At 36.0% G+C, this 21,748-nt stretch carries 13 protein-coding genes; 12 read left to right on the top strand and 1 reads right to left on the bottom strand.

Going from position 1 to position 21,748, the window contains the following annotated elements; genetic code table 11:
• Positions 1-215 precede the first annotated feature (215 nt).
• On the top strand, positions 216-920 hold the full coding sequence (locus B0E34_RS15465) for a class I SAM-dependent methyltransferase (protein ID WP_087710898.1): 705 nt from the start codon (positions 216-218) through the stop codon (positions 918-920).
• Between the two features lie 458 nt (positions 921-1,378).
• Here the strand turns inward: B0E34_RS15465 and metG are convergent, their stop codons facing one another.
• Positions 1,379-3,415, bottom strand: coding sequence for a methionine--tRNA ligase (gene metG, locus B0E34_RS15460; protein ID WP_087710896.1), 2,037 nt, complete (start codon positions 3,413-3,415; stop codon positions 1,379-1,381).
• A 332-nt stretch (positions 3,416-3,747) separates the two neighbouring features.
• On the opposite strand from metG, the gene B0E34_RS15455 reads away from it, so the two are divergent.
• The 11 genes from B0E34_RS15455 to ilvB all read left to right on the top strand — a co-directional run bounded on the left by B0E34_RS15455 (position 3,748) and on the right by ilvB (position 21,741).
• Positions 3,748-6,483, top strand: a complete 2,736-nt coding sequence (locus B0E34_RS15455) for a SusC/RagA family TonB-linked outer membrane protein (RefSeq protein ID WP_087710894.1) — start codon at positions 3,748-3,750, stop codon at positions 6,481-6,483.
• 12 nt (positions 6,484-6,495) lie between these two features.
• Positions 6,496-8,127, top strand: coding sequence for a RagB/SusD family nutrient uptake outer membrane protein (locus B0E34_RS15450; protein ID WP_087710892.1), 1,632 nt, complete (start codon positions 6,496-6,498; stop codon positions 8,125-8,127).
• Between the two features lie 19 nt (positions 8,128-8,146).
• Positions 8,147-9,166: a SusE domain-containing protein gene (locus B0E34_RS15445; protein WP_087710890.1), complete on the top strand. Its 1,020-nt coding sequence runs from the start codon at positions 8,147-8,149 to the stop codon at positions 9,164-9,166.
• 80 nt (positions 9,167-9,246) lie between these two features.
• A complete protein-coding gene (locus tag B0E34_RS15440) occupies positions 9,247-11,406 on the top strand; it encodes a glycoside hydrolase family 97 protein (RefSeq protein WP_087710889.1) in 2,160 nt (719 codons plus the stop codon).
• Between the two features lie 163 nt (positions 11,407-11,569).
• Positions 11,570-12,613, top strand: a complete 1,044-nt coding sequence (locus B0E34_RS15435; protein WP_228423096.1) for a succinylglutamate desuccinylase/aspartoacylase family protein — start codon at positions 11,570-11,572, stop codon at positions 12,611-12,613.
• A 45-nt stretch (positions 12,614-12,658) separates the two neighbouring features.
• Positions 12,659-14,515, top strand: coding sequence for a glycoside hydrolase family 13 protein (locus B0E34_RS15430; RefSeq protein WP_087710885.1), 1,857 nt, complete (start codon positions 12,659-12,661; stop codon positions 14,513-14,515).
• Between the two features lie 137 nt (positions 14,516-14,652).
• Positions 14,653-15,165: a nuclear transport factor 2 family protein gene (locus tag B0E34_RS15425; RefSeq protein WP_087710883.1), complete on the top strand. Its 513-nt coding sequence runs from the start codon at positions 14,653-14,655 to the stop codon at positions 15,163-15,165.
• A complete protein-coding gene (locus tag B0E34_RS15420; RefSeq protein ID WP_087710881.1) occupies positions 15,165-16,583 on the top strand; it encodes an MFS transporter in 1,419 nt (472 codons plus the stop codon). Before B0E34_RS15425 ends, B0E34_RS15420 begins: the two co-directional genes overlap by 1 nt.
• A gap of 815 nt (positions 16,584-17,398) precedes the next feature.
• Complete coding sequence (locus B0E34_RS15410) at positions 17,399-18,301, top strand: branched-chain amino acid transaminase (RefSeq protein ID WP_087711530.1); 903 nt, start codon at positions 17,399-17,401, stop codon at positions 18,299-18,301.
• Positions 18,294-19,979 (top strand): dihydroxy-acid dehydratase, encoded by a 1,686-nt coding sequence (ilvD, locus tag B0E34_RS15405; RefSeq protein ID WP_087710877.1) that lies wholly within the window; start codon positions 18,294-18,296, stop codon positions 19,977-19,979. The genes B0E34_RS15410 and ilvD overlap by 8 nt, the downstream gene beginning before the upstream one ends.
• Before the next feature lie 22 nt (positions 19,980-20,001).
• The gene (ilvB, locus tag B0E34_RS15400; RefSeq protein ID WP_087711528.1) at positions 20,002-21,741 is read left to right on the top strand and encodes a biosynthetic-type acetolactate synthase large subunit; all 1,740 of its coding nucleotides are present in this window, start codon (positions 20,002-20,004) and stop codon (positions 21,739-21,741) included.
• Positions 21,742-21,748: the final 7 nt, after the last annotated feature.

Genomic DNA, 21,748 nt, shown 5'->3' with positions numbered 1-21,748 from the left:
CCAGAATAATCAAAGTGCTCAAAAGAATAAAAATCAAAGATTTTTAAAAACTATTGTGACCTTTTTCATCAACTTGAAATAAAAATTTAGTAGATCTTTTGCACCTTTTGCGGTTAAATAAAAGTTTAAGCAGACTTTTAGTTAAGTGCGTTTTTCACAATAGATGTTCATTTAAAAATTTCAAAAAACTTATCTTTGCATCAATATATTACGCTATGAAAGATTTAATGGGGAAAGCCATTTGGGATTTTTATCACAACGAAAATCCTGAAGATCTGCAGACCGAAACTTCTATTTCCGAACTGGATGAACTTCCTGTAAAATATCTGTTCCGTGATTTTGACGGAATGAATACAATTGAGCAAAAAGCTCTGCAACTTGCAAAAGGAAAAACGTTAGACATTGGAGCAGGAGCGGGTTCTCATGCTTTATATCTTCAGAATGAAAAAAATCTGGATGTTAAGGCATTGGATATTTCTCCGAAATCCATTGAAGTCTGCCGGTTAAGAGGAATAAAGAAAGCAGTTGCTGAAAATATGCTTCATTTTTCCGGAGAAACATTTGATACGATTCTTTTACTGATGAACGGCACAGGCATTTTCCAAAGTCTTCATGTGATTGATATTTATCTGAAAAAACTTTATTCGCTTTTGAATCCGAACGGTCAGATTTTAATCGACAGCACAGATATTCTGTATATGTTTGACGAAGATGAGGACGGCGGAGTTTATATTCCTGCGGAAGGATATTACGGCGAACTCGATTATATTGTTCATTATAAAGGAGAATCTGAAGATCCGATAAAATGGCTGTATCTGGATTTCAATACCTTAAAAAATGCAGCAGAGAATAATGGTTTTAAAATAGAAAAAGTGTTGCAGGAAGAGGATTCTTATCTGGCGAGGCTGACTAAGAAATAACTGGTTTTTGTCATTGCGAGGAGCAAAGCGACGAAGCAATCTTTTTATTAATAAACTCGTTCAAATTTTTTTATCACAAAAGAAGCAAAAGATTTAAACACTTTAGTTTCTTAAGTTTAATACTTAAATGAAAAAGAGCACATAAGTTAAAAAAAAAATCAAAGATTTTTTCTCTTTGCAGACTTTTGAAATACTTTAAATAAATCCCATAAAGTCTTTTGTCCCTTTTGCGGTTAAATTTAAAATTAGTTTAAACAACTTCAATCTTAATAACATAAATCAATCTTAATGTTTTAAATTTTAACCATTAAGATTCTGTTAAGGCTTTAAGAAAAGTTAAGTCTGAATGTTATTTTTTAAGTTTGAGATTGCTTCGTCGCTTTGCTCCTCGCAATGACAAATAAAAAATCCACATGAAGTTGAATTCACGTGGATTTATTTTTTATCTCAATATCGGATTATCCGATCTCAATACCATTTTCAACATTGCTGTCATCCGGCGTTACAAAAGATAATTTTCCGTCCGGTTTTGTAGTTAAAAGCAACATTCCCTGAGATTCAATTCCTCTGATTTTTCTTGGGGCAAGATTCAATAAAATCATAACCTGCTTTCCAACAACTTCTTCCGGGGTAAAGCTTTCTGCAATTCCTGAAACTACAGTTCTTACATCCACTCCTGTATCAACAGTTAGTTTCAGTAATTTATCTGCTTTCTCAACTTTTTCAGCTTCTAAAATAGTAGCTGTTCTTAAGTCGATTTTCATAAAATCATCAAAAGTGATTTCTTCTTTCATAGGTTTTGCGTTAGGGTTTGTTTTTTTATTGTTTTGCTTGGTGTCTTCCAATTTCTGGATTTGAGCTTCGATAACGCTGTCTTCAATAGGAGTAAATAAAAGTGGAGCATTTTCAATTTTATGACCAGCTTCAATATGTATCTCGGAATTTTTTAAATCTTCCCAATTCTTTTTCTCAATATTAAAGTAGCCAAATAATTTCTCTGCTGAGAAAGGCATGAACGGCTCACATAATTGGGCAACTACAGCGGCAATTTGTGCTCCGACAAACATTGCTTGACCAGCAATATTAACATCTTCTTTTATTGTTTTCCAAGGAGCTGCATTTTGAAGATACAAGTTACCATAATCAACAAGTTCCATGAATGAATTCAAAGAATTTCTAAATTCATACTTTTCTAAGTGATAGCTAACTTTTTCTATCGCAGTTTTAATAGCAGTTCTACTTTCTTCATCTAAAACTCCGTTTGGAACTTTTCCTTCAAAATTTTTGTTTGTGAAAGAAATTACTCTATTAATAAAATTTCCAAATTTATTTACCAGTTCAGAATTATTTTTCGTCTGGAAATCCTTCCACGTAAAATTGTTATCTTTAGTTTCAGGAGCGGAAGAAAGTAAGGCATATCTTAAAACATCCTGTTGTCCCGGGAAATCTTCCACATATTCGTGCGCCCAAACCGCCCAGTTTCTCGAGGTGGAAATTTTATCGTTCTCAAGATTAAGAAATTCAAAAGCAGGAACATTTTTAGGCATGATATAATCTCCGTGAGCCTTCATCATCGCTGGGAAAATAATACAGTGGAACACGATATTATCCTTTCCAATAAAGTGAACCAAATCACTTTCCTCGCTTTGCCAGTAATCTTTCCAGTTTTTTCCGTTTTTCTCCGCCCATTCTTTCGTGAAAGAGATATATCCGATTGGCGCATCGAACCAAACGTACAATACCTTTCCTTCCGCATTCGGGAGCGGAACCGGAACACCCCAGTTCAGGTCTCGGGTCATGGCGCGAGGTTTTAACCCATCATTTAACCATGATTTTACCTGTCCGTAAACGTTGGGTTTCCAGTCGTCTTTATGCCCTTCAATAATCCATTCGTTCAGGAAATCTTCGTAATCATTTAATGGTAAGTACCAGTTTTTTGTGTCTTTCAAAATAGGAACGTTTCCGCTTAACATGGATTTCGGATTAATCAATTCCGAAGGTGAAAGGGTAGTACCGCATTTTTCACACTGGTCTCCATAAGCGTTCTCATTGCCGCAGTTCGGGCAGGTTCCGACGATGTATCGGTCTGCTAAGAATTCTCCTGCCTGTTTGTCGAAATACTGCTCAGACATTTCTTCGGTGAATTTTCCTTTTTCATAAAGAACCTTAAAGAAATCCTGACTGGTTTCGTAGTGTTTCGGAGAGGTTGTTCTGGAATATTCATCAAAAGAAATCCCTAAATCTGAAAAAGATTTTTTAATGATTTCGTGGTATTTGTCTACAATATCCTGTGGTGTAACCCCTTCTTTTTTAGCTCTTATGGTAATAGGAATTCCGTGTTCATCGCTTCCGCAGATAAACGCTACATCTTTCCCCAATCTTCTCTGAAATCTCGCATATACATCCGCAGGAATATAAACACCTGCCAAATGCCCTATATGAACCGGTCCGTTTGCATATGGCAATGCCGCCGTAATCATCTTTCTGTTTGACATTTATAGTAAAGTTTTAGGGTGCAAAGATAAGCATTATCCATGAAAATCTGATATTGTCTGTATTTTGAAGCTTTACGGGTAATTTGAGGATGTCAAATATTACATTTAGTTAAACGATTGTTTAACTTTTTGTTAATTTTAAACCAGTATTATGTATTGCATATTTTAATGCAACGAATTGAAAAATAAATATTTAACTTAAATGGATCGTTTAATATACATAAATTTATGTTAATTTTAAATAAATTTATCATAATTATAATTTTTTTATAAATTGCATCGCAAGCAGGAATGCTTATTTAACAAGAACGAAACTATATAAAAGAAATATTGTGAAAAACTTTACAACGGTATTAAAAATTGCGCCTGCATTTTTATTAGCAAGTACAATGATTCATGCTCAAACAAAAGACTCTGCTACGAAAGAAAAAAAGATAGAAGAGGTTGTTTTGATTGGGTATGGAGCTAAAAAGAAAACAGATCTTACGGGATCTATTACAGCACTATCATCAGCCGATTTTAATAAAGGTGCCGTAGCAACCGCAGAAGGGCTTATCAATGGTCGTGCTTCCGGAGTTATCATCACGCAGTCAGGAACGCCGGGAAGTGAACCTGTAATTAGAGTACGGGGAGGATCTTCCTTAAATGCCAGTAACGAGCCTTTGCTTGTTGTAGATGGTTTACCTTTGGATGGAGTTTCATTATCTACCATTAATCCTAATGATATAGAATCCTTTTCTATATTGAAAGATGCTGCTTCAACAGCGATTTATGGATCCAGAGGATCTAATGGGGTTTTATTAATCACTACTAAAAAAGGAGGTAAAAAATTAAGAGTATCATTAAATGCTTTTACAACAGTTAATACTTTAGCTAAAAAAATTAAAGTATATAATGGTGAAGAATTTAGATCTCTAATTAATCAGTATGTTCCGGGCAAGGTTTCTCAATTAGGTACAGTTAATACAGACTGGCAAGATGAAATTTTTAAAACTTCTGTAACCAGTGATATTAATGCTTCGGTTTCCGGTAGTTTATTTGGTAAAGTACCAACTCGTTTTTCAGTAGACCATTTAGATAATACAGGATTATTAATTACTTCCGGTTTCAAAAGAACAACAGGAAATATTGCTATTAGCCCGAGTTTTTTTGACGATCATTTAAAATTTAATATTACAGGTACTTATTCTTATACTTTTAAGAATAATGCTGATGAAGGAGCAATAGGTAATGCACTTTCTATGAACCCGACACAATCCGTTTATGATAGTAATTCTATCTATGGAGATGGTTACTACGAAAATAAAGGGGGTAATTTTAATGCTACGACAGGAACATACAATCCTAATGGAGTAGCTAATCCTGTCGCTCAGTTAAGGAACAAACACGATATTCAAAATTTTAAAAGGTTTTTTGGAAATGTGAATATGGAATATAAATTCCATTTTTTGCCAGAACTGAAGTTAATTGCAAATGCTGGTCTGGATAGCAAGGAGCTTGATGGTCACGTTACAACAAATAAATATTCCAGAAACGGGTATTATTCTGTAAAAAATACTTTTGCTTATTATGGCTCGGAGTCTTTTTCCGGAGAAAGTCTATTGAATAAAAATGCTAATATACAGTTGGATTATTCAAAGACTTTTGGAAAATTTAATTTTGATATTATGGGAGGTTATGAATACCAAAATTATCATAAAACAAGTTTTACCACAGGTAATATTTTCTTATATTCTTTAGATCCTGCAAATAATTTCTATAATCCTGATTCTAAACCAGATGTTAATTTGCAGGCGTTTTTTGGTAGGCTAAATTTAGGATATGCAGGTAAATATCTAATTACTTTGAATTACAGAAGAGATGGATCTTCCCGCTTTAATAAAGAGAATAGATGGGGTAATTTCGGAGGTGTAGCAGCTGCTTGGAAAATTTCTGAAGAAAATTTTTTAAAAGGAAATTCTGCAATATCAGATCTTAAGCTAAGAGCTAGTATAGGAAAAACTGGTCAACAGGATATTGGAGACTATAGATATGATTATTTTAAGACTTATAATATTTCTTCAACTTTATTTTATCAGTTTGGAAACTCATTTTATCAAATTGCAAAAGCAAATGGGTATAATGAAAACTTAAAATGGGAAGAAAGTTTAAAATATAATCTGGGATTAGATTTTGGATTTGCTAACAATAGAGTAACAGGGACATTAGACTTTTATTTAGCAGATACCAAGGATTTATTATCTATTGTTCCTGAAGGGCCTTTAGAAAATTTGAGAATTATAGGTCCTAAAAATATAGGAAGATTACAGTCAAAAGGTATTGATTTAGGTCTGGATGTTAAAGCAGTAAAAAAGGAAAATTTCACATTAAACTTTAATTATAACTTAACCTATAATACGATAAAAATCAAAGAATTAGAGCTTGATAATATAGATAAAGGAGGTGTTGGTTTAGGTGCTTTTATTCAAACATTTACTACAGGATATTCTCCATATGCATTTAACGTTTACCAACAGGTTTATGATAGTAATGGTAAGCCGATAGAAGGAGCTTATGTAGACAGAAATAATGACGGAGTAATCACTTCTGCAGATAAATATATTTATAAGAAACCTCAGGCAGATGTAACAATGGGCTTTATGACTAATGCAACTTTTGGAAAACATATAGACTTTTCAATGGCTTGGAGAGCAAGCATAGGAAATTATGTATATGACCAAATTTCAGCAGATCGAGCTCAGTTGGGGAATATTAACAATACAGTGGACGGTACAATTAATAACGCTCCTGTGGACTTTAATAACACTAATTTCACATTTACTAATAAAGAATCGGATTACTACGTTAAAAATGGAAGTTTTGTTAAGTTGGATAATATAACACTTGGTTATACTTTTAACAAATTATTAAAGAATAACGGATCCATCAGATTATACACAGGTGTAAACAATGTGCTAATCATAACGAAGTATAAAAATTTAGATCCCGAGGTATTTAATAATGGAATAGATAATTCAATATATCCAAGAGCCAGAATGTTTACTTTTGGAATTAATGCTAACTTTTAAATGTAAGGAAAAATGAAACTAAATATATTAAAATTAAGAAACTTAGCGATAGCTAGTGCATTTCTTTTATCAATAACTTCTTGTCTCAATGATTTGGATGTTAAAGTAAATGATGATGAATTATATACTTCTGAGCAATTTTATGCGAATCCGGAGTCATATAAACAATTTTTAGCAAAAATTTATGCTGGTTTAGCGGTAACAGGACAAACTTCTCCTAATGGGAATTCAGACTTAGGAGCAGAAGCAGATGGAGGACCTAACGAGGGGTTTTCACAATACATCAGAGGATATTGGCAACTGCAGGAACTAACGACTGATGAGGCAATTATTGCATGGGGAGAGTCTGATAATCCGGGGATTAGAGACCTTAACTTCAATACTTGGAATGCAGATAACAAATTTAACGAAGCTTTTTTTGCAAGAATATTTTTTCAAGTAGGTTTGGTAAATGAATTTTTAAGAGAAACGACAGATGAAAAGTTATCTTCCAGAGGTGTTTCAGCAGATTTAAAGACCCAAATAAAAATTTTTCGTGCTGAAGCAAGATTTTTAAGAGCATTATCATACTATCATGCAATCGATATTTATGGCAAAATGCCATTTGCTACTGAAGATTATGTTATTGGCTCTGGAGTAAAGCCTCCAATGCAATCAAGAGAATATGTATTCAATTATATTATTGGAGAGTTAAATGATATAGATGCAGATTTAGTAGCTCCAAAAACAAACGAATATGGTAGAGCAGATAAAGCAGCTGCATGGATGTTAAAAGCCAAATTATATCAAAATGCTAAAGTTTATACAGGAGTTGATAAAAGTACTGAAGCTTTAACAGAAATTACAAAAGTTATTGGTTCACCTTATAAAATAGCAACTATACCTTATGCAAATTTATTCAAGGCGGATAATAATATCAATGGAGCACAGGATGAAGCCATTTTTCCTATTACTTTTGACGGAATAAAGACAAAAACCTACGGAGGAACAACATTTTTAATTCTGGCAAGTTGTGTAAAATCTGTAGGAGCTACATTAGGTGTCAATGATGGTTGGGCTGGTTTTAGAGCAAGACAAGAATTTATTCAATCTGTTGGAAGTGACGCTAGGGTTATGAAAGTTTCAGGAAATACTGATCCGGCTTCGATTTCTGACTATTCTAAATTTGAAGAAGGAACAAAATTGATTAAGTATTCAAACATAAAGTCAACTGGTGGAAACGGTAGTGATGGGATTTTTGCAGATGCTGATTTTGCTTTATTCAGAATGGGCGATGCGTATTTAATGTATGCAGAACTCGCAATCGTCAATGGAAAAGGAAGTACTGCTACTGCTTTAAATTACATTAATGCTTTAAGAACAAGGGCAGGTGTTACAAATATTTCAATGTCTGATATTAATGCTCTTACTAGTACAGATGCAAAAGAAATGTTTATTCTGAATGAAAGAGCGAAAGAGTTATACTGGGAAGGTACTAGAAGACAGGATTTAATTAGATTAAATCATTATGTTTCTGGTTATACATGGCAATGGAAAGGAGGTATCCAAAACGGAAACTCTATAGCTTCTACGAGAACCTTATTTCCTATTCCTAATAAATATTTAAATTTGAATTCTAACTTGTCACAAAATCCAGGGTATTAATTTTTTAAAAGTCATTATAATGAAAAAAATAATAAATTTTCTTTTCGCAGCTTTAGCCATTATGATGGTTTGGTCTTGTGATAAAGATGAAGATCAGGCTGTTTTATCTCTAAAATCTGCACCCATACTTAAGGCAAGCGCCAATACTTTATCATTATCAAGCGCAAACGCAAACAACAATGCTATTACTTTTACTATAACACCTGCTGAATACACGCCCGCGGTAGAAATTACAAATATTTTACAATTTGCAGTCTCAGGGACTAATTTTGCTTTAGTAAAAGAAGCAGGCTTAAGCAGTGGTATATTGTCCAAATCTTATACAGTTATAGAATTTAATGCTTTGATGCTAAATCTTGGATTGCCAACAGGTGTTGCTTCAAATGTAGATGTAAGATTAAAAACAACAGTAGGTAAAGGAACTCCTGTTTATTCAGAAGTACAGAAAATTTCTGTGAATCCATATGCTCTTATTTCTTATATGTATGCGCCAGGCGCTTATCAGGATTGGGATCCTCCAACAGCACAAGCTTTAAAATCTGCAACAAGTAATGGTATCTATATAGGTTATATTAACTTTAACGACCCTCTGAAATTAGAATTTAAAATTACTCCAATGAAAAACTGGTCTAATAGTTACGGCACTAGTAATAATTCGGATCTCATATATAATGGAGGAGGAAATTTGAAAGCCTTAACTACAGGAAGTCAAAAATTAACTGTAAATACAAACAACAATACGTTTACCTTAGCACCATATTCTTGGGCAGTTATTGGTTCAGCTACTCCAAATGGTTGGAATGATCCAGATACCGATTTAGTCTGGAACAGCACAACTGAAAAGTGGGAAGTTACAGTTGTACTTACAGCAGGTGAGATTAAATTCAGACTTAACAATACCTGGGGAACAAATTATGGAGATAATGGAAATAACGGAACATTAGATGCCGGAGGTGCAAATATCCCTATTACTATAGCTGGAACTTACAAAATTACATTTGATGAAGTTAATTTAGTTTATACAGCTATTAAATTATAATTTATTCTCAAATATTTACATAGCAAAGTGTTGCTTTTCGGCAACACTTTCTTTATTTTTAAAGTCTATAAATAGTCATTATGAAGAAAATTACAGCAGGAGCAATCATGCTCTCTATGATGTTTGCGGGTGTTAATGCACAATCTTTAAAATCGCCGGATGGGAAGTTCGAAATGGATTTTCAGTTGAAACAGGGCGTGCCTTATTACAATCTTAAATATAACGGGAAAACGATCGTCGAAGATTCCAAATTGGGACTCAGATTATTTAAAGATACTTCAATAAAATTTGCCTCAGAAATTGCAAAACCGGAAGATGTAAAATTTGATCTTAACAACGGTTTTATCAAAGTAGATGAAAAGCGTGATGCTAAGAACGAAACGTGGCAGCCGGTTTTAGGAGAAAAGAAAAACTACATCAATCATTACAATGAATTAGCGGTGACGCTTAATCAGATTTCTACAGACAGAAATATTGTTGTGAAGTTTAGACTGTTTAATGATGGTTTAGGTTTCAGATATGAATTTCCTCAGCAGAAAAACCTTAATTACTTTGTAATCAGAGAAGAAGATTCTGAAATTGATTTTCCTACAGATATGAAATCCTGGTGGATTGTTGCAGATTATGATTCTCAGGAATACCAGTATCAGGAAACAAAACTTTCTGAAATTCCTGCAAGATGGCCAAAAGCTGCAGATGCAAATGCTTCGCAGACTTTAATTAAAAATGCCGTTCAGTCGCCGGTAATGTTGAAGCAGGAAGGAAAAGAACCATTATACATCAATGTTGCTGAAGCTGCCGTTTTAGATTATCCGGCTTCTCACTTAGAAGTTGATGCACAGAATTTTAAATTAAAAACACATCTTACAGCAGACAGACAGGGTGCGAAAGGTTACATTCAGACTCCTTCCGTAACTCCCTGGAGAACCATTATCGTTGCTCCGAAAGCAGAAGAGGTGATGGATTCTAAAATGCTATTTAACCTTAACGAGCCAACAAAATATACCGATACTTCTTACATTCACCCAACAAAATACATGGGAGTATGGTGGGAAATGATCATCGGAAAATCTCAGTGGGCTTACGGACAGCCGGAATCGAATGTACGTCTTGGTGTAACAGATTTTTCTAAACTGACACCTAACGGAAAACACGGAGCCAACAATACAAAAGTGAAAGAATATATAGATTTCGCGTCAGAAAACGGTTTTCAGGGACTTTTAATTGAAGGATGGAATGTTGGTTGGGAAGACTGGTTCGGTCACTCAAAAGAATTTGTTTTCGATTTCATCACTCCTTATCCTGATTTCGATATCAAGATGTTAAACGATTACGCACATTCCAAAGGCATCAAACTGATCATGCACCACGAAACTTCAGGTTCTGCAACGAACTACGAAAGATGGGCAGACAAAGCGTATCAGTTAATGAACAAGTACGGTTATGATGCCGTGAAAACAGGGTACGTAGGAGATATGATCCCAAGAGGAGAACATCATTATTCTCAGTGGACAATCAACCATTTCTACAGAATTGCTGAAAAAGCCAACGAATATAAAATCATGATAAATTCCCATGAATCTGTCCGCCCTACAGGAGAAAGCAGAACATATCCAAACTACATTTCTGCGGAAGCAGCGCGTGGAACGGAATATGAAGCTTTCGGAGGAAATAATCCCGATCATCAGACCATTCTTCCGTTTACAAGATGGATGGGAGGTTCGATGGATTATACCCCGGGAATTTTCCAGACAAAACTGGATTACTATTTCCCTGGAGACAAGCGTTTCGTAAAAACAACTTTGGTAAAACAGTTAGCGCTTTATGTGGTAATGTATATGCCTCTTCAGATGGCGGCAGATTTGCCTGAAAATTACAAAAAGCACATGGATGCCTTCCAGTTTATCAAAGATGTTGCAGCAGATTGGGACGATACGAAAATCTTATCGGCAGAGCCGGGAGATTACATCATTACGGCAAGAAAAGCAAAAGGAACTGAAAACTGGTTTGTGGGCGGAATTACCGATGAAAACAAACGTGATTACACTGTAGATTTTTCTTTCTTAGATAAAGGTAAAAAATATGAAGCTGTGATTTATGAAGATGGAAAAGATGCGGATTACATCAACAATCCTCAAAGCTATAACATCTACAAAAAAGAAATCACAAGCAAATCTAAAATTAATTTTAAAATGGTACGAAGCGGAGGTTTTGCCATCTCTATCAAACCTGTAAAATAAATAATACAGAAACTGCTAATTCCTTAAAGGTATTTTCCTTTAAGGAATTTTTTTGGCAGAAAATAGATAGATTAATTTAATTTTCATTAAAGAAACAAATAATAGCAAGTACTTAGCTGCTATTATTTATGATAATTTGATTATCTTTAATTATATGAAAAATATGAAGAAAGCAATTTTGCTGATGATGATAACAACAGGACAATTAATATTTGCACAAAGTATCAGTCAGATTCTAAAAAATGAAGGAGCATTCAGAAAAGATACTGTTTTATCGGTTAAAAGTGATTCAAAAGAAACTCATTTACCGGTAATTATAATGAAAGGAAAAATAAAAGATCCCGTTTTTACTATTGTAGCAGGAATTCATGGCTACGAATATCCTCCTATCATTGCTGTTCAGGAAGTGATAAAAGAAATTGATCCCCAAAAACTAAAAGGAACACTAATCATCGTCCCGATAGCCAATGTTGAAGGATTTCAAAAACGTACCCCATTCATCAATCCTTTAGATAATAAAAATCTAAACAATGCATTTCCGGGATCAGAAGCCGGAACACCCACGGATCAGATAGCTCATCTTATCGCCAGAGAAATAATTTCAAACTCAACCGTATTTCTTGATATTCATGGGGGAGATGCAAACGAAGATCTGCTGCCCTTTATCTGCTACTATAATCGAAAAGACACCCCTGAAAACACAAAGAAGGCTTATGATTTATCACTCCGTTCTCAAATAAGACACATAGTTTCTTATCCTTACAACCTTTCACCTTCTGATCCTGCAAAATACGCATTCAAGCAGGCAACACAGCAGGGAATAACTGCATTAAGCATAGAAGCCGGTAAACTCGGAACTGTACAGAGAGAAAATGTAGAAATCATAAAAAGAGCAGTCTACAATATGTTAGAATACACAGGGAATTATAAAGAAAAAAAAATAAAAATCCAAAAAAGAAAAAACACAATAATTCTGGATCAGCAGGATTACATTAAAGTTCCGGAAAGCGGAATTTTTTACAGCCACCTCAAAAGCGGAGACAGAGTTCGAAAAAAACAGCTTTTAGGATACATTACCGACGAATTTGGAAACAAAAAGCAGAACATATTCTCAGACTCGGAAGGAACTATTTTATACAAAGTGGGAACCCCGCCAGTAAATAAAGGGGAAACCCTCTTCTGCATTGGATATTCCGAAAAAAAATGAACAGAAAATTAATAGGATTAAATAAATTCTCAGTAAAACATATAAATGAATAAAATATATACAATCATAACATTATCCGCAGCGGCATTTGCTTTTTCACAAAAGCCTCTCGATAAAGTAGAACCTGCATTCTGGTGGAAAGGAATGAAAAACCCGGAACTTCAGATTCTGGTGTATGGAAAAGATATTGCCAAAAACGAAATTGAGCTTTCAGACGGAGTTCAGATCAAAGATATTCAGAAAGTTGAAAATCCAAACTATATTTTCGTAACCGTTAATACCAATGAAATTAACGTTCCGAAGTTTAAAATCAATATTAAAAACGGAAAGAAAAATATAGGTTCTTACACGTATGAACTGAAGCAGAGAAATCCAAATTCAGCAAACAGGGAATCTTACTCTTCCAGAGACGTGATGTACCTCATCATGCCTGATCGTTTCGCAAATGGCGATGAAAAAAACGACTCCAGCCCGAATTTAACCGAAAAAGCAAACCGAAATCTTCCTAACGGCAGACACGGAGGAGATCTGCGTGGAGTCATCAACAATTTAGATTATATTCAGAACCTTGGAGCAACAGCAGTCTGGCTTACTCCCGTTAATGAGGACAACGAAAAAGTATATTCTTACCACGGATATGCACAGACAGATTTATACAAAATCGATCAGCGTTACGGAACCAACGAAGAGTATAAAGAACTTTCCCAAAAACTGAATCAGAGAAAAATGAAACTCGTGATGGATTATGTAACCAATCATTGGGGAGTTTCGCACTGGATAATCAAAGATCTGCCTACAAAAGACTGGATTCACTGGTTCAGTGATGGAGAAAATGGTTTTAAACGTTCCAATTATAAAACAACCACTCAGTTTGATACAAACGCTTCTGAGGTGGATAAAAAATTAGCTTTAGACGGATGGTTTGATACGACAATGCCCGATATTAACCAGAAAAACCCTTTGGTTCTAAAATATTTGACTCAGAATGCAATCTGGTGGATCGAGTATGCCGAATTGGGCGGTTTTCGGGTAGATACCTATCCTTACAATGACAAAGATGCCATGGCAAAATGGGCAAAAGCCATTACAGATGAATATCCTAATTTCAATATTGTAGGAGAAGCATGGCTGTATTCCAGCGCACATATCGCAGCATGGCAAAAAGATTCTAAAATAGGAGAGGCAGCAAATTATAATTCAAATCTTCCTTCTGTAATGGATTTTATGCTGTATTCTGATATGCCGAAAGCCTTGAAAGAAAAAGACGGTTGGGATTCCGGAATGGTAAAATTATACAATGTGTTTACCAGCGATTTCCTGTACCCGAATATCAATAACCTTTTGGTGTTTTTTGAAAATCACGATACCGAAAGATTTAACGAAGTTTTCAATGGAAATCCTGCGGAATATAAACTTGCTATGACCTTAATATCAACAGTTCGCGGAATTCCACAGCTATATTATGGTTCTGAAGTGGGAATGCGCGGCGACAAAAACAAAGGGGGCGATGCAGACATCAGAAGAGATTTTCCAGGCGGCTGGAAATCAGATAAGACCAATGCTTTCAATCCTTCATCTCAGACTCCTGAACAAAAAGAATTTTACGATTTTACCCAGAAGTTGCTGAACTGGAGAAAAGGCAAAGAAGTCATTCATACAGGAAAAACAAAGAATTTTGTTCCGCAGAATAATGTTTTTGTGTATTTTAGATACAACGAAAAAGAAAGCGTAATGGTCATTTTAAATAATAATGATGCGGAACAAACGATAGACGTGAAGCATTTCGCAGAATCCCTGAACGGTTTTTCAAAAGGGAAAGACATCATTTCCGGCAAAGAATTTCCGGTAAAGGACAATTTTAAAATTCCTGCAAAATCATCAATGGTTATTGAATTGAATTAAAACTAAGTTTCACAATTAAAATCTTTGTGATCTTACCTAAGTGAAACGCCTTTGCGAACTTAAAGACAGTTAGTACTTAAAAAGAAAACTTTGAGCTCTTTGCGTTAAAAAATAAAATTAAAGGTTTATAATTAAAAATGAAAAAAACAACAATATTCTTTACATTCATCCTATTTGTATTGAGTTTTACATCCATTTCTGCTCAGTCAAAATTCGATAAAGAAAAAACAGAAATCGGAACCATGCTCGACGGATTTAATGTCGCGGCAGCAAAAGCAGATTTTAACACTTACTTTAATTATTTTGCCGACGAATCTGTTTTTATCGGGACAGATGCTACAGAAGTCTGGGACAAAAAAGCCTTTATGGTTTGGGCAAAACCCTATTTCGATAAAAAGAAAACATGGAATTTTACTTCCCTGAAAAGAAATATTTACTTCAGCAAAGACGGAAAACTGGCTTGGTTTGATGAATTACTAGATACCCAGATGAAAATCTGCCGCGGTTCAGGAGTAGTGGAAAAAATCAACGGAATCTGGAAAGTAAAACAGTACGTACTCTCTGTAACCGTTCCAAATGAAGTTGTAGACAAAGTTGTCGCTGAAAAAGCACCAATCGAAGAGATGTTAATCCAAAAACTGAAGAAATAATGGCAGAAATGGTAGGAAAAGCAGATGCAGGAAAATTTGGAAAAGTAAAAAAGCCGAATTTATCCATGGCTCAGATCATCAATATGAGCATGGGATTCTTGGGAATCCAGATGGCTTTTGGTCTGCAAAATGGAAACGCAAGCCGGATTTTGGCAAATTTCGGAGCCGATGTACATGAATTATCATGGTTCTGGCTCGTAGCACCGGTAACAGGATTAATCGTTCAGCCGATCATCGGTCACATGGGAGATAATACATGGAGTCCGCTGGGAAGAAGAAAACCTTACTTTTTAATAGGAGCCGTTTTATGCGCCATCGGATTGGTAATGCTTCCCAATGCCGCTTCTGCAACACAAATGATGGCTGCAAACGTTTTACTGATGGCGGTTATTTTCCTTGCTATGATGGATGCTTCTATCAATGTGGCAATGGAACCTTTCCGTGCTCTGGTGGGAGATATGCTGCCAAAACATCAGGCGACGATTGGTTTTTCTGTTCAGACAATTTTGATAGGAATTGGAGCGGTAATTGGTTCGGATTTACCAAACTGGCTTACCAAACTGGGAATTTCCAACGAAGCATCAAAAGGATTTGTAGCAGATAATGTCATCTATTCTTTTTATATCGGAGCAGCCGTACTTATTTTATCAATTTTATATACAATTATTACCACCAAAGAATATTCTCCTGAAGAATTTGCTTCATTTGAAGGTGGAAAAGAAATCGTAGAAGAAAAATCCAAAATGTCGGATATTTTCAAAGATTTTGCCAATGCACCCTCCCAGATGAAGAAACTGGGAATTGTTCAGTTTTTCTCATGGTTTGCATTATTTACAATGTGGGTTTTTACAACCAGTGCTTTGGCGACGCATCATTTCGGGCTTTCCCCGGAAGATACCCATTCAGCGGAATTTAATAAAGCCGGAGATTTAACAGGAAGCCTGTTCGGAAGTTATAATTTCTACGCCATTTTCTTTGCGTTTGCGCTCACACCGATTGCCAAATTTATCGGTAAAAAACAGACTCACGCGCTGGCTTTGGCAAGTGGAGGTTTCGGGCTGATTTCCATGTACTTTATAAAAGACATAAATTACCTCTGGATTTCCATGGTCGGATTAGGTTTTGCATGGGCAAGTATTCTGGCAATGCCTTACGCGATGCTTATTGACTCAATTCCACAAAAGAAAATGGGCGTTTATATGGGAATTTTCAATTTCTTTATTGTAATTCCTCAAATCATTAACGGAGTTTTCGGAGGACCAATTGTAAGCAGAATTTTCGGTAAAATGGCAATAGATTATATTGTTGTGGGCGGAATCTGTATGGTTTTAGGAGCTGTTCTCACTCTTCTTTTCGTTAAATCTGAACATGATACTCCAAAAGAAATTGAAAAAGAAATTCAGCAGGTGCATTTCTGATAAAAAGAGAAATACTTCAGTTGATTTTCTAAAATTACCCAGGTTCGGAATAAAGATTGTAAAAAACTTGTTTAAACTAATTATAGAATTAACCGCAAAAACAAAGGATAATGTTAAAGCGAATTTCCAGAATAATCAAAGCGCTCAAAAGAATAAAAATCAAAGATTTTTAAAAAACTATGGTGAGCTTTTTCATTTATAATCACCAACTTTAAATAAAAAAAATTGTAGATCTTTTGTGACTTTTGTGGTTAAATAAATTAAAATATAAAAGCAATAGCTTAACTCATTCACGTTAAATTAAGAATAATCAAAATTTAAACACTTTTTATCCCGAATTCAGGTTAAAATATAACTCTAAATCTACCGGATCCGGTAGATTTTTTTATTGATGACGGCAAAAAATCAGAAAAACTTAAAAAAATACGATCCCGATATAGAGTCTTTAGGTAAATTTTAGACATCGTATTTTTATCTCACGTTAAAATTTGAAATTCAGCAGCTTATGGAATATTTTTCTTTTAATGAATATCGTAAAAAACACTGCTTTTTATAGATTTTTGATAATTTTCGGGCGGATTTTTTATGAAAAAGTAATTGTGTATCAAAATTAGTTTATACATTTGTATCGTTAAATACAAGCAAATGAGTAACTCAATTATTATTATTCTTGTCATTTTTGTCATTATCGGATTTTCGGTGATGGGCAATGGCTTGTGATAATTTTTGAAATTGAAATAATACAGACCATTCTCATCACGAGAATGGTTTTTTGTTTAAAGACCAACACCAAAATAAAATTAAAACAATATAGAATGTATTACAATGACGACAGTGTTCTCTTCTTTGATGGAGAATATGTGAAAGCAAAAGAAGCAAAGACCGATTTGTACGGTCAATCATTACACTACGGATATGCGGTTTTTGAAGGCATTAAATCCTACAAAACAGCCAATGGAACCAAAATTTTTAAAGTAAAAGAACATTACGACAGACTGAGAAAATCAGCAGAGGCGATGCATATGCCTTTCCATTATTCTACTGAGGAAATGGTAGAGACTACTTATAAATTGTTGGAAATTAATAATCTGAGTAACGCTTACATCCGTCCTTTAGTTATCTGCTCTCCCAATATGGCCCTTTCAAAAGGACAGAAAAGCTACCTTGTTATTGAAGCATGGAATTGGGATAACGGTTATCTGTCAAATAAACTGAGAATTATGACGTCCTCTTTTCAGCGCCCTAATCCGAAAGCATTTAAAATAGAAGCTAAAGTGAGCGGACATTACGTAAATTCTATTCTGGCAAGTCAGGAAGCGAAAGATAAAGGATTTGATGAGGCACTCGTTCTGGATGAAAAAGGAAATGTAGCAGAAAGCTCCGGCGCAAATGTATTCTATGAAAAAGACGGAAAACTATATACTCCTCAAAAAGGAAACATCTTGCCCGGTATTACAAGAGCCACAGTTTTCGAAATATGTAATCAGTTAGGGATTTCGTATGAAGAAAAATTATTTACACCGCAGGAAATGCAGGGTGCAGATGCTGCATTTTTCTGTGGAACAGCAGCAGAAATTGTCGCTGTGGAGTCTTTGAATGATATTCCTTTCAGAATGAATTGGGAAGACAGTTTATCAGCTAAAATTCAGCAGGCTTACCGTCATTTGGTCGTAGAAGAAAATTATTCATACCTGAAATTAAACCTGCAAAATGTGTAATACAGAACTGAACAAATACTCCAAAACCCTTACAAAAGACCCGACTCAGCCCGCAACTCAGGCAATGTTTTACGGTATTGGTTTCCAGAAAGAAGACTTTGACAAAGCCCAGATCGGAATTGCAAGCATGGGTTACGATGGCAACACCTGCAATATGCATCTCAACAGCCTCGCTGAAATCGTGAAAAAAGGAGTGAAAGAACAGAATTTGGTGGGTTTAATGTTTCATACCATAGGAATAAGCGACGGAATGACCAATGGTACAGACGGAATGCGCTATTCTCTGGTAAGCCGGGACATTATTGCAGATTCCATAGAAGCTGTATGCGCAGGACAGTATTACGATGGTTTGATCACCGTTCCCGGATGCGACAAAAATATGCCCGGTTCCCTCATCGCAATGGCAAGACTGAACCGACCTTCCATTATGGTATATGGCGGAAGTATTGCTCCCGGACATTACAAAGGTCAGGATCTGAACATTGTTTCGGCTTTTGAAGCTTTAGGAAATAAAATTGCCGGAAAAATTTCAGAAGAAGACTTTCAGGGAGTCATTCAAAACTCCTGTCCGAGTGCAGGAGCCTGTGGCGGAATGTACACCGCAAATACCATGGCTTCCGCTATTGAAGCTCTGGGGATGAGTCTTCCGTATTCTTCTTCCTATCCGGCGCTCAGTCGCGAGAAAAAAGAAGAATGCCAATTTGCGGGACATTACATCAGAATTCTTTTGGAAAAAGACATCAAACCTTCCGATATCATGACACCAAAAGCCTTTGAAAATGCTTTGAGACTGATTATGATTTTAGGCGGAAGCACCAATGCTGTACTGCATTTTATTGCCATTGCAAAATCAATAGGATACAATTTGACTTTGGATGATTTTCAGCGGATCAGCGATCAAACACCGTTTCTGGCAGACCTCAAACCCAGCGGAAAATATCTGATGGAAGACTTACATAAAGTAGGAGGAGTTCCGGCGGTGATGAAATACCTGTTGGATCTGGGACTTCTTCACGGAGATTGTCTTACAGTAACAGGAAAAACCATTGCAGAAAACCTCGAACATGTCACCTCCATTATTGAAAGAGATCAGCATATTATTCACGATATCAGAAATCCCATCAAAGAAACAGGACATATCAGAATACTATACGGAAATCTTGCTGAGAAAGGATCAGTAGCCAAAATCACAGGTAAAGAAGGAAACTATTTCAGAGGAACAGCCATTGTATTTGATGGCGAAAAAGAATTCATCAAAGGAATTGAAGACAAAAAAATCACAGAAGGAAACGTTGTCGTGATCAAAAACGAAGGTCCGAAAGGCGCTCCCGGAATGCCCGAAATGCTGAAGCCAACTTCCGCTTTAATGGGTTCCGGCTTAGGAAAAAATGTAGCACTGATAACAGACGGAAGATTCTCCGGAGGAACCCACGGTTTTGTTGTAGGACACATCACACCGGAAGCATTTGAAGGAGGACTGATTGGTCTTATACAGGACGGAGACCTCATCGAACTCGATGCAGAGAAAAATACCATCAATGCATTGTTGTCGGATGAAGAAATTACAAAAAGAAAAGCCGGTTTTCATCAGCCTGAATACAAAGTGAAAAGCGGAGTTCTTTATAAATATGCCAAATCTGTGGCAGATGCATCGCAGGGCTGCGTAACCGACCTGTAATCACAATTAAAATTGAAACATGATGAATACACTTGAAATAAATGAACAGAAAGATACCCGAAGTGCGGAAGCCATCGAAATATCAGGTTCCAAAGCAGTTTTAGAAGCTTTATTGCAGGAAAATGTAGACACTGTTTTCGGATATCCCGGTGGAGCAATTATGCCTATTTATGATGCTTTATACGATTATTCCGAAAAACTGAAACACATTCTCGTTCGTCACGAACAGGGCGCAGTTCATGCAGCACAGGGATTTGCAAGAGTATCAGGAAAAACGGGCGTTGTCTTTGCAACAAGTGGTCCCGGAGCCACCAATCTGGTGACAGGACTTGCAGATGCCATGATCGACAGTAACCCTGTAGTTTGCATTACAGGGCAGGTCTATGCTTCCTTGTTGGGAACAGATGCATTTCAGGAAACCGATGTTATCAATATCACCACACCGGTTACCAAATGGAACTATCAGGTTACCGATGCCGCAGAAATTCCTGAAGCCATTGCAAAAGCATTTTACATTGCAAACACCGGTCGTCCCGGTCCTGTTTTAATTGATATTACCAAAAATGCACAACTTCAGTTGTTCGATTATTTGGGCTATAAAAAATGCACTCACATCCGAAGTTATCGTCCCGAACCCGAGATCAGAAAAGAATATATTGAAAAAGCAGCACAGCTCATTAATCAGGCCAAAAAGCCATTCGTTCTTTTCGGACAGGGAGTAATTCTGGGGAAAGCGGAAGAAGAATTAAAATCTTTTATTGAGAAAATTAATCTTCCGGCAGCAGCTACCGTAATGGGACTGAGCGCGTTGCCTACCCATCATAAATTGCACGTAGGAATGTTGGGAATGCATGGAAATTACGCCCCCAACGTAATGACGAATGAATGCGATGTATTGATCGCCGTAGGAATGCGGTTTGATGACCGCGTTACCGGACGTCTCGATAAATACGCAAAACAGGCAAAGGTAATTCACCTTGATATTGATCCCGCAGAAATTGATAAAAATGTAAAAACAGCAGTTCCTGTTTGGGGCGACTGTAAAAAAACACTTCCTTTACTGACGGCACTTCTCAAAGAAAACGACCACTCAGAATGGGTAGAAAAATTCCGCGAACTGGAAAAAGAAGAAATAAAAGAAGTCATACATAATGAACTGAATCCCAATATAGATGCCATGACGATGGGAGAAGTTATCAGAGTATTAAACGAGCTTACCAACGGAGACGCCATTATCACAACAGACGTCGGTCAGCATCAGATGGTTGCTTGTCGATATGCCCGGTATAACCGTTCAAAATCCAGTGTCACTTCCGGAGGACTGGGAACAATGGGATTTGGTTTGCCGGCTGCTATCGGAGCTTGGTATGGCGCTCCCGAAAAAACAGTAGTGGCAATCATCGGAGATGGCGGATTTCAGATGACACTTCAGGAGTTGGGAACTATTATGCAGTTTGGGGCAAAAGTTAAAATTCTCATCCTCAATAACGAGTTTTTGGGAATGGTGAGACAATGGCAGCAATTATTCCACGACAGACGTTACTCATTCGTAAATATTACAAGCCCCGATTTTGTGGCAGTTGCCAAAGGATATTACATTGAAGGTGAAAAAATATCCGAAAGAAAAGATTTAAAAGCTGCCCTCGAAAAAATGCTCAGTCATAATGGGGCATACCTTCTCGAAGTGATGGTAGGAAAAGAAAACAATGTATTTCCGATGGTAGCACAGGGAACCTCAGTTTCGGAGATCAGACTAAAATAAAAAGAAA

The sequence above is a fragment of the Chryseobacterium mucoviscidosis genome (assembly GCF_002177115.1).
Lineage (GTDB): Bacteria > Bacteroidota > Bacteroidia > Flavobacteriales > Weeksellaceae > Chryseobacterium > Chryseobacterium mucoviscidosis.
This window is presented reverse-complemented; position numbering and strand designations above follow the sequence as displayed.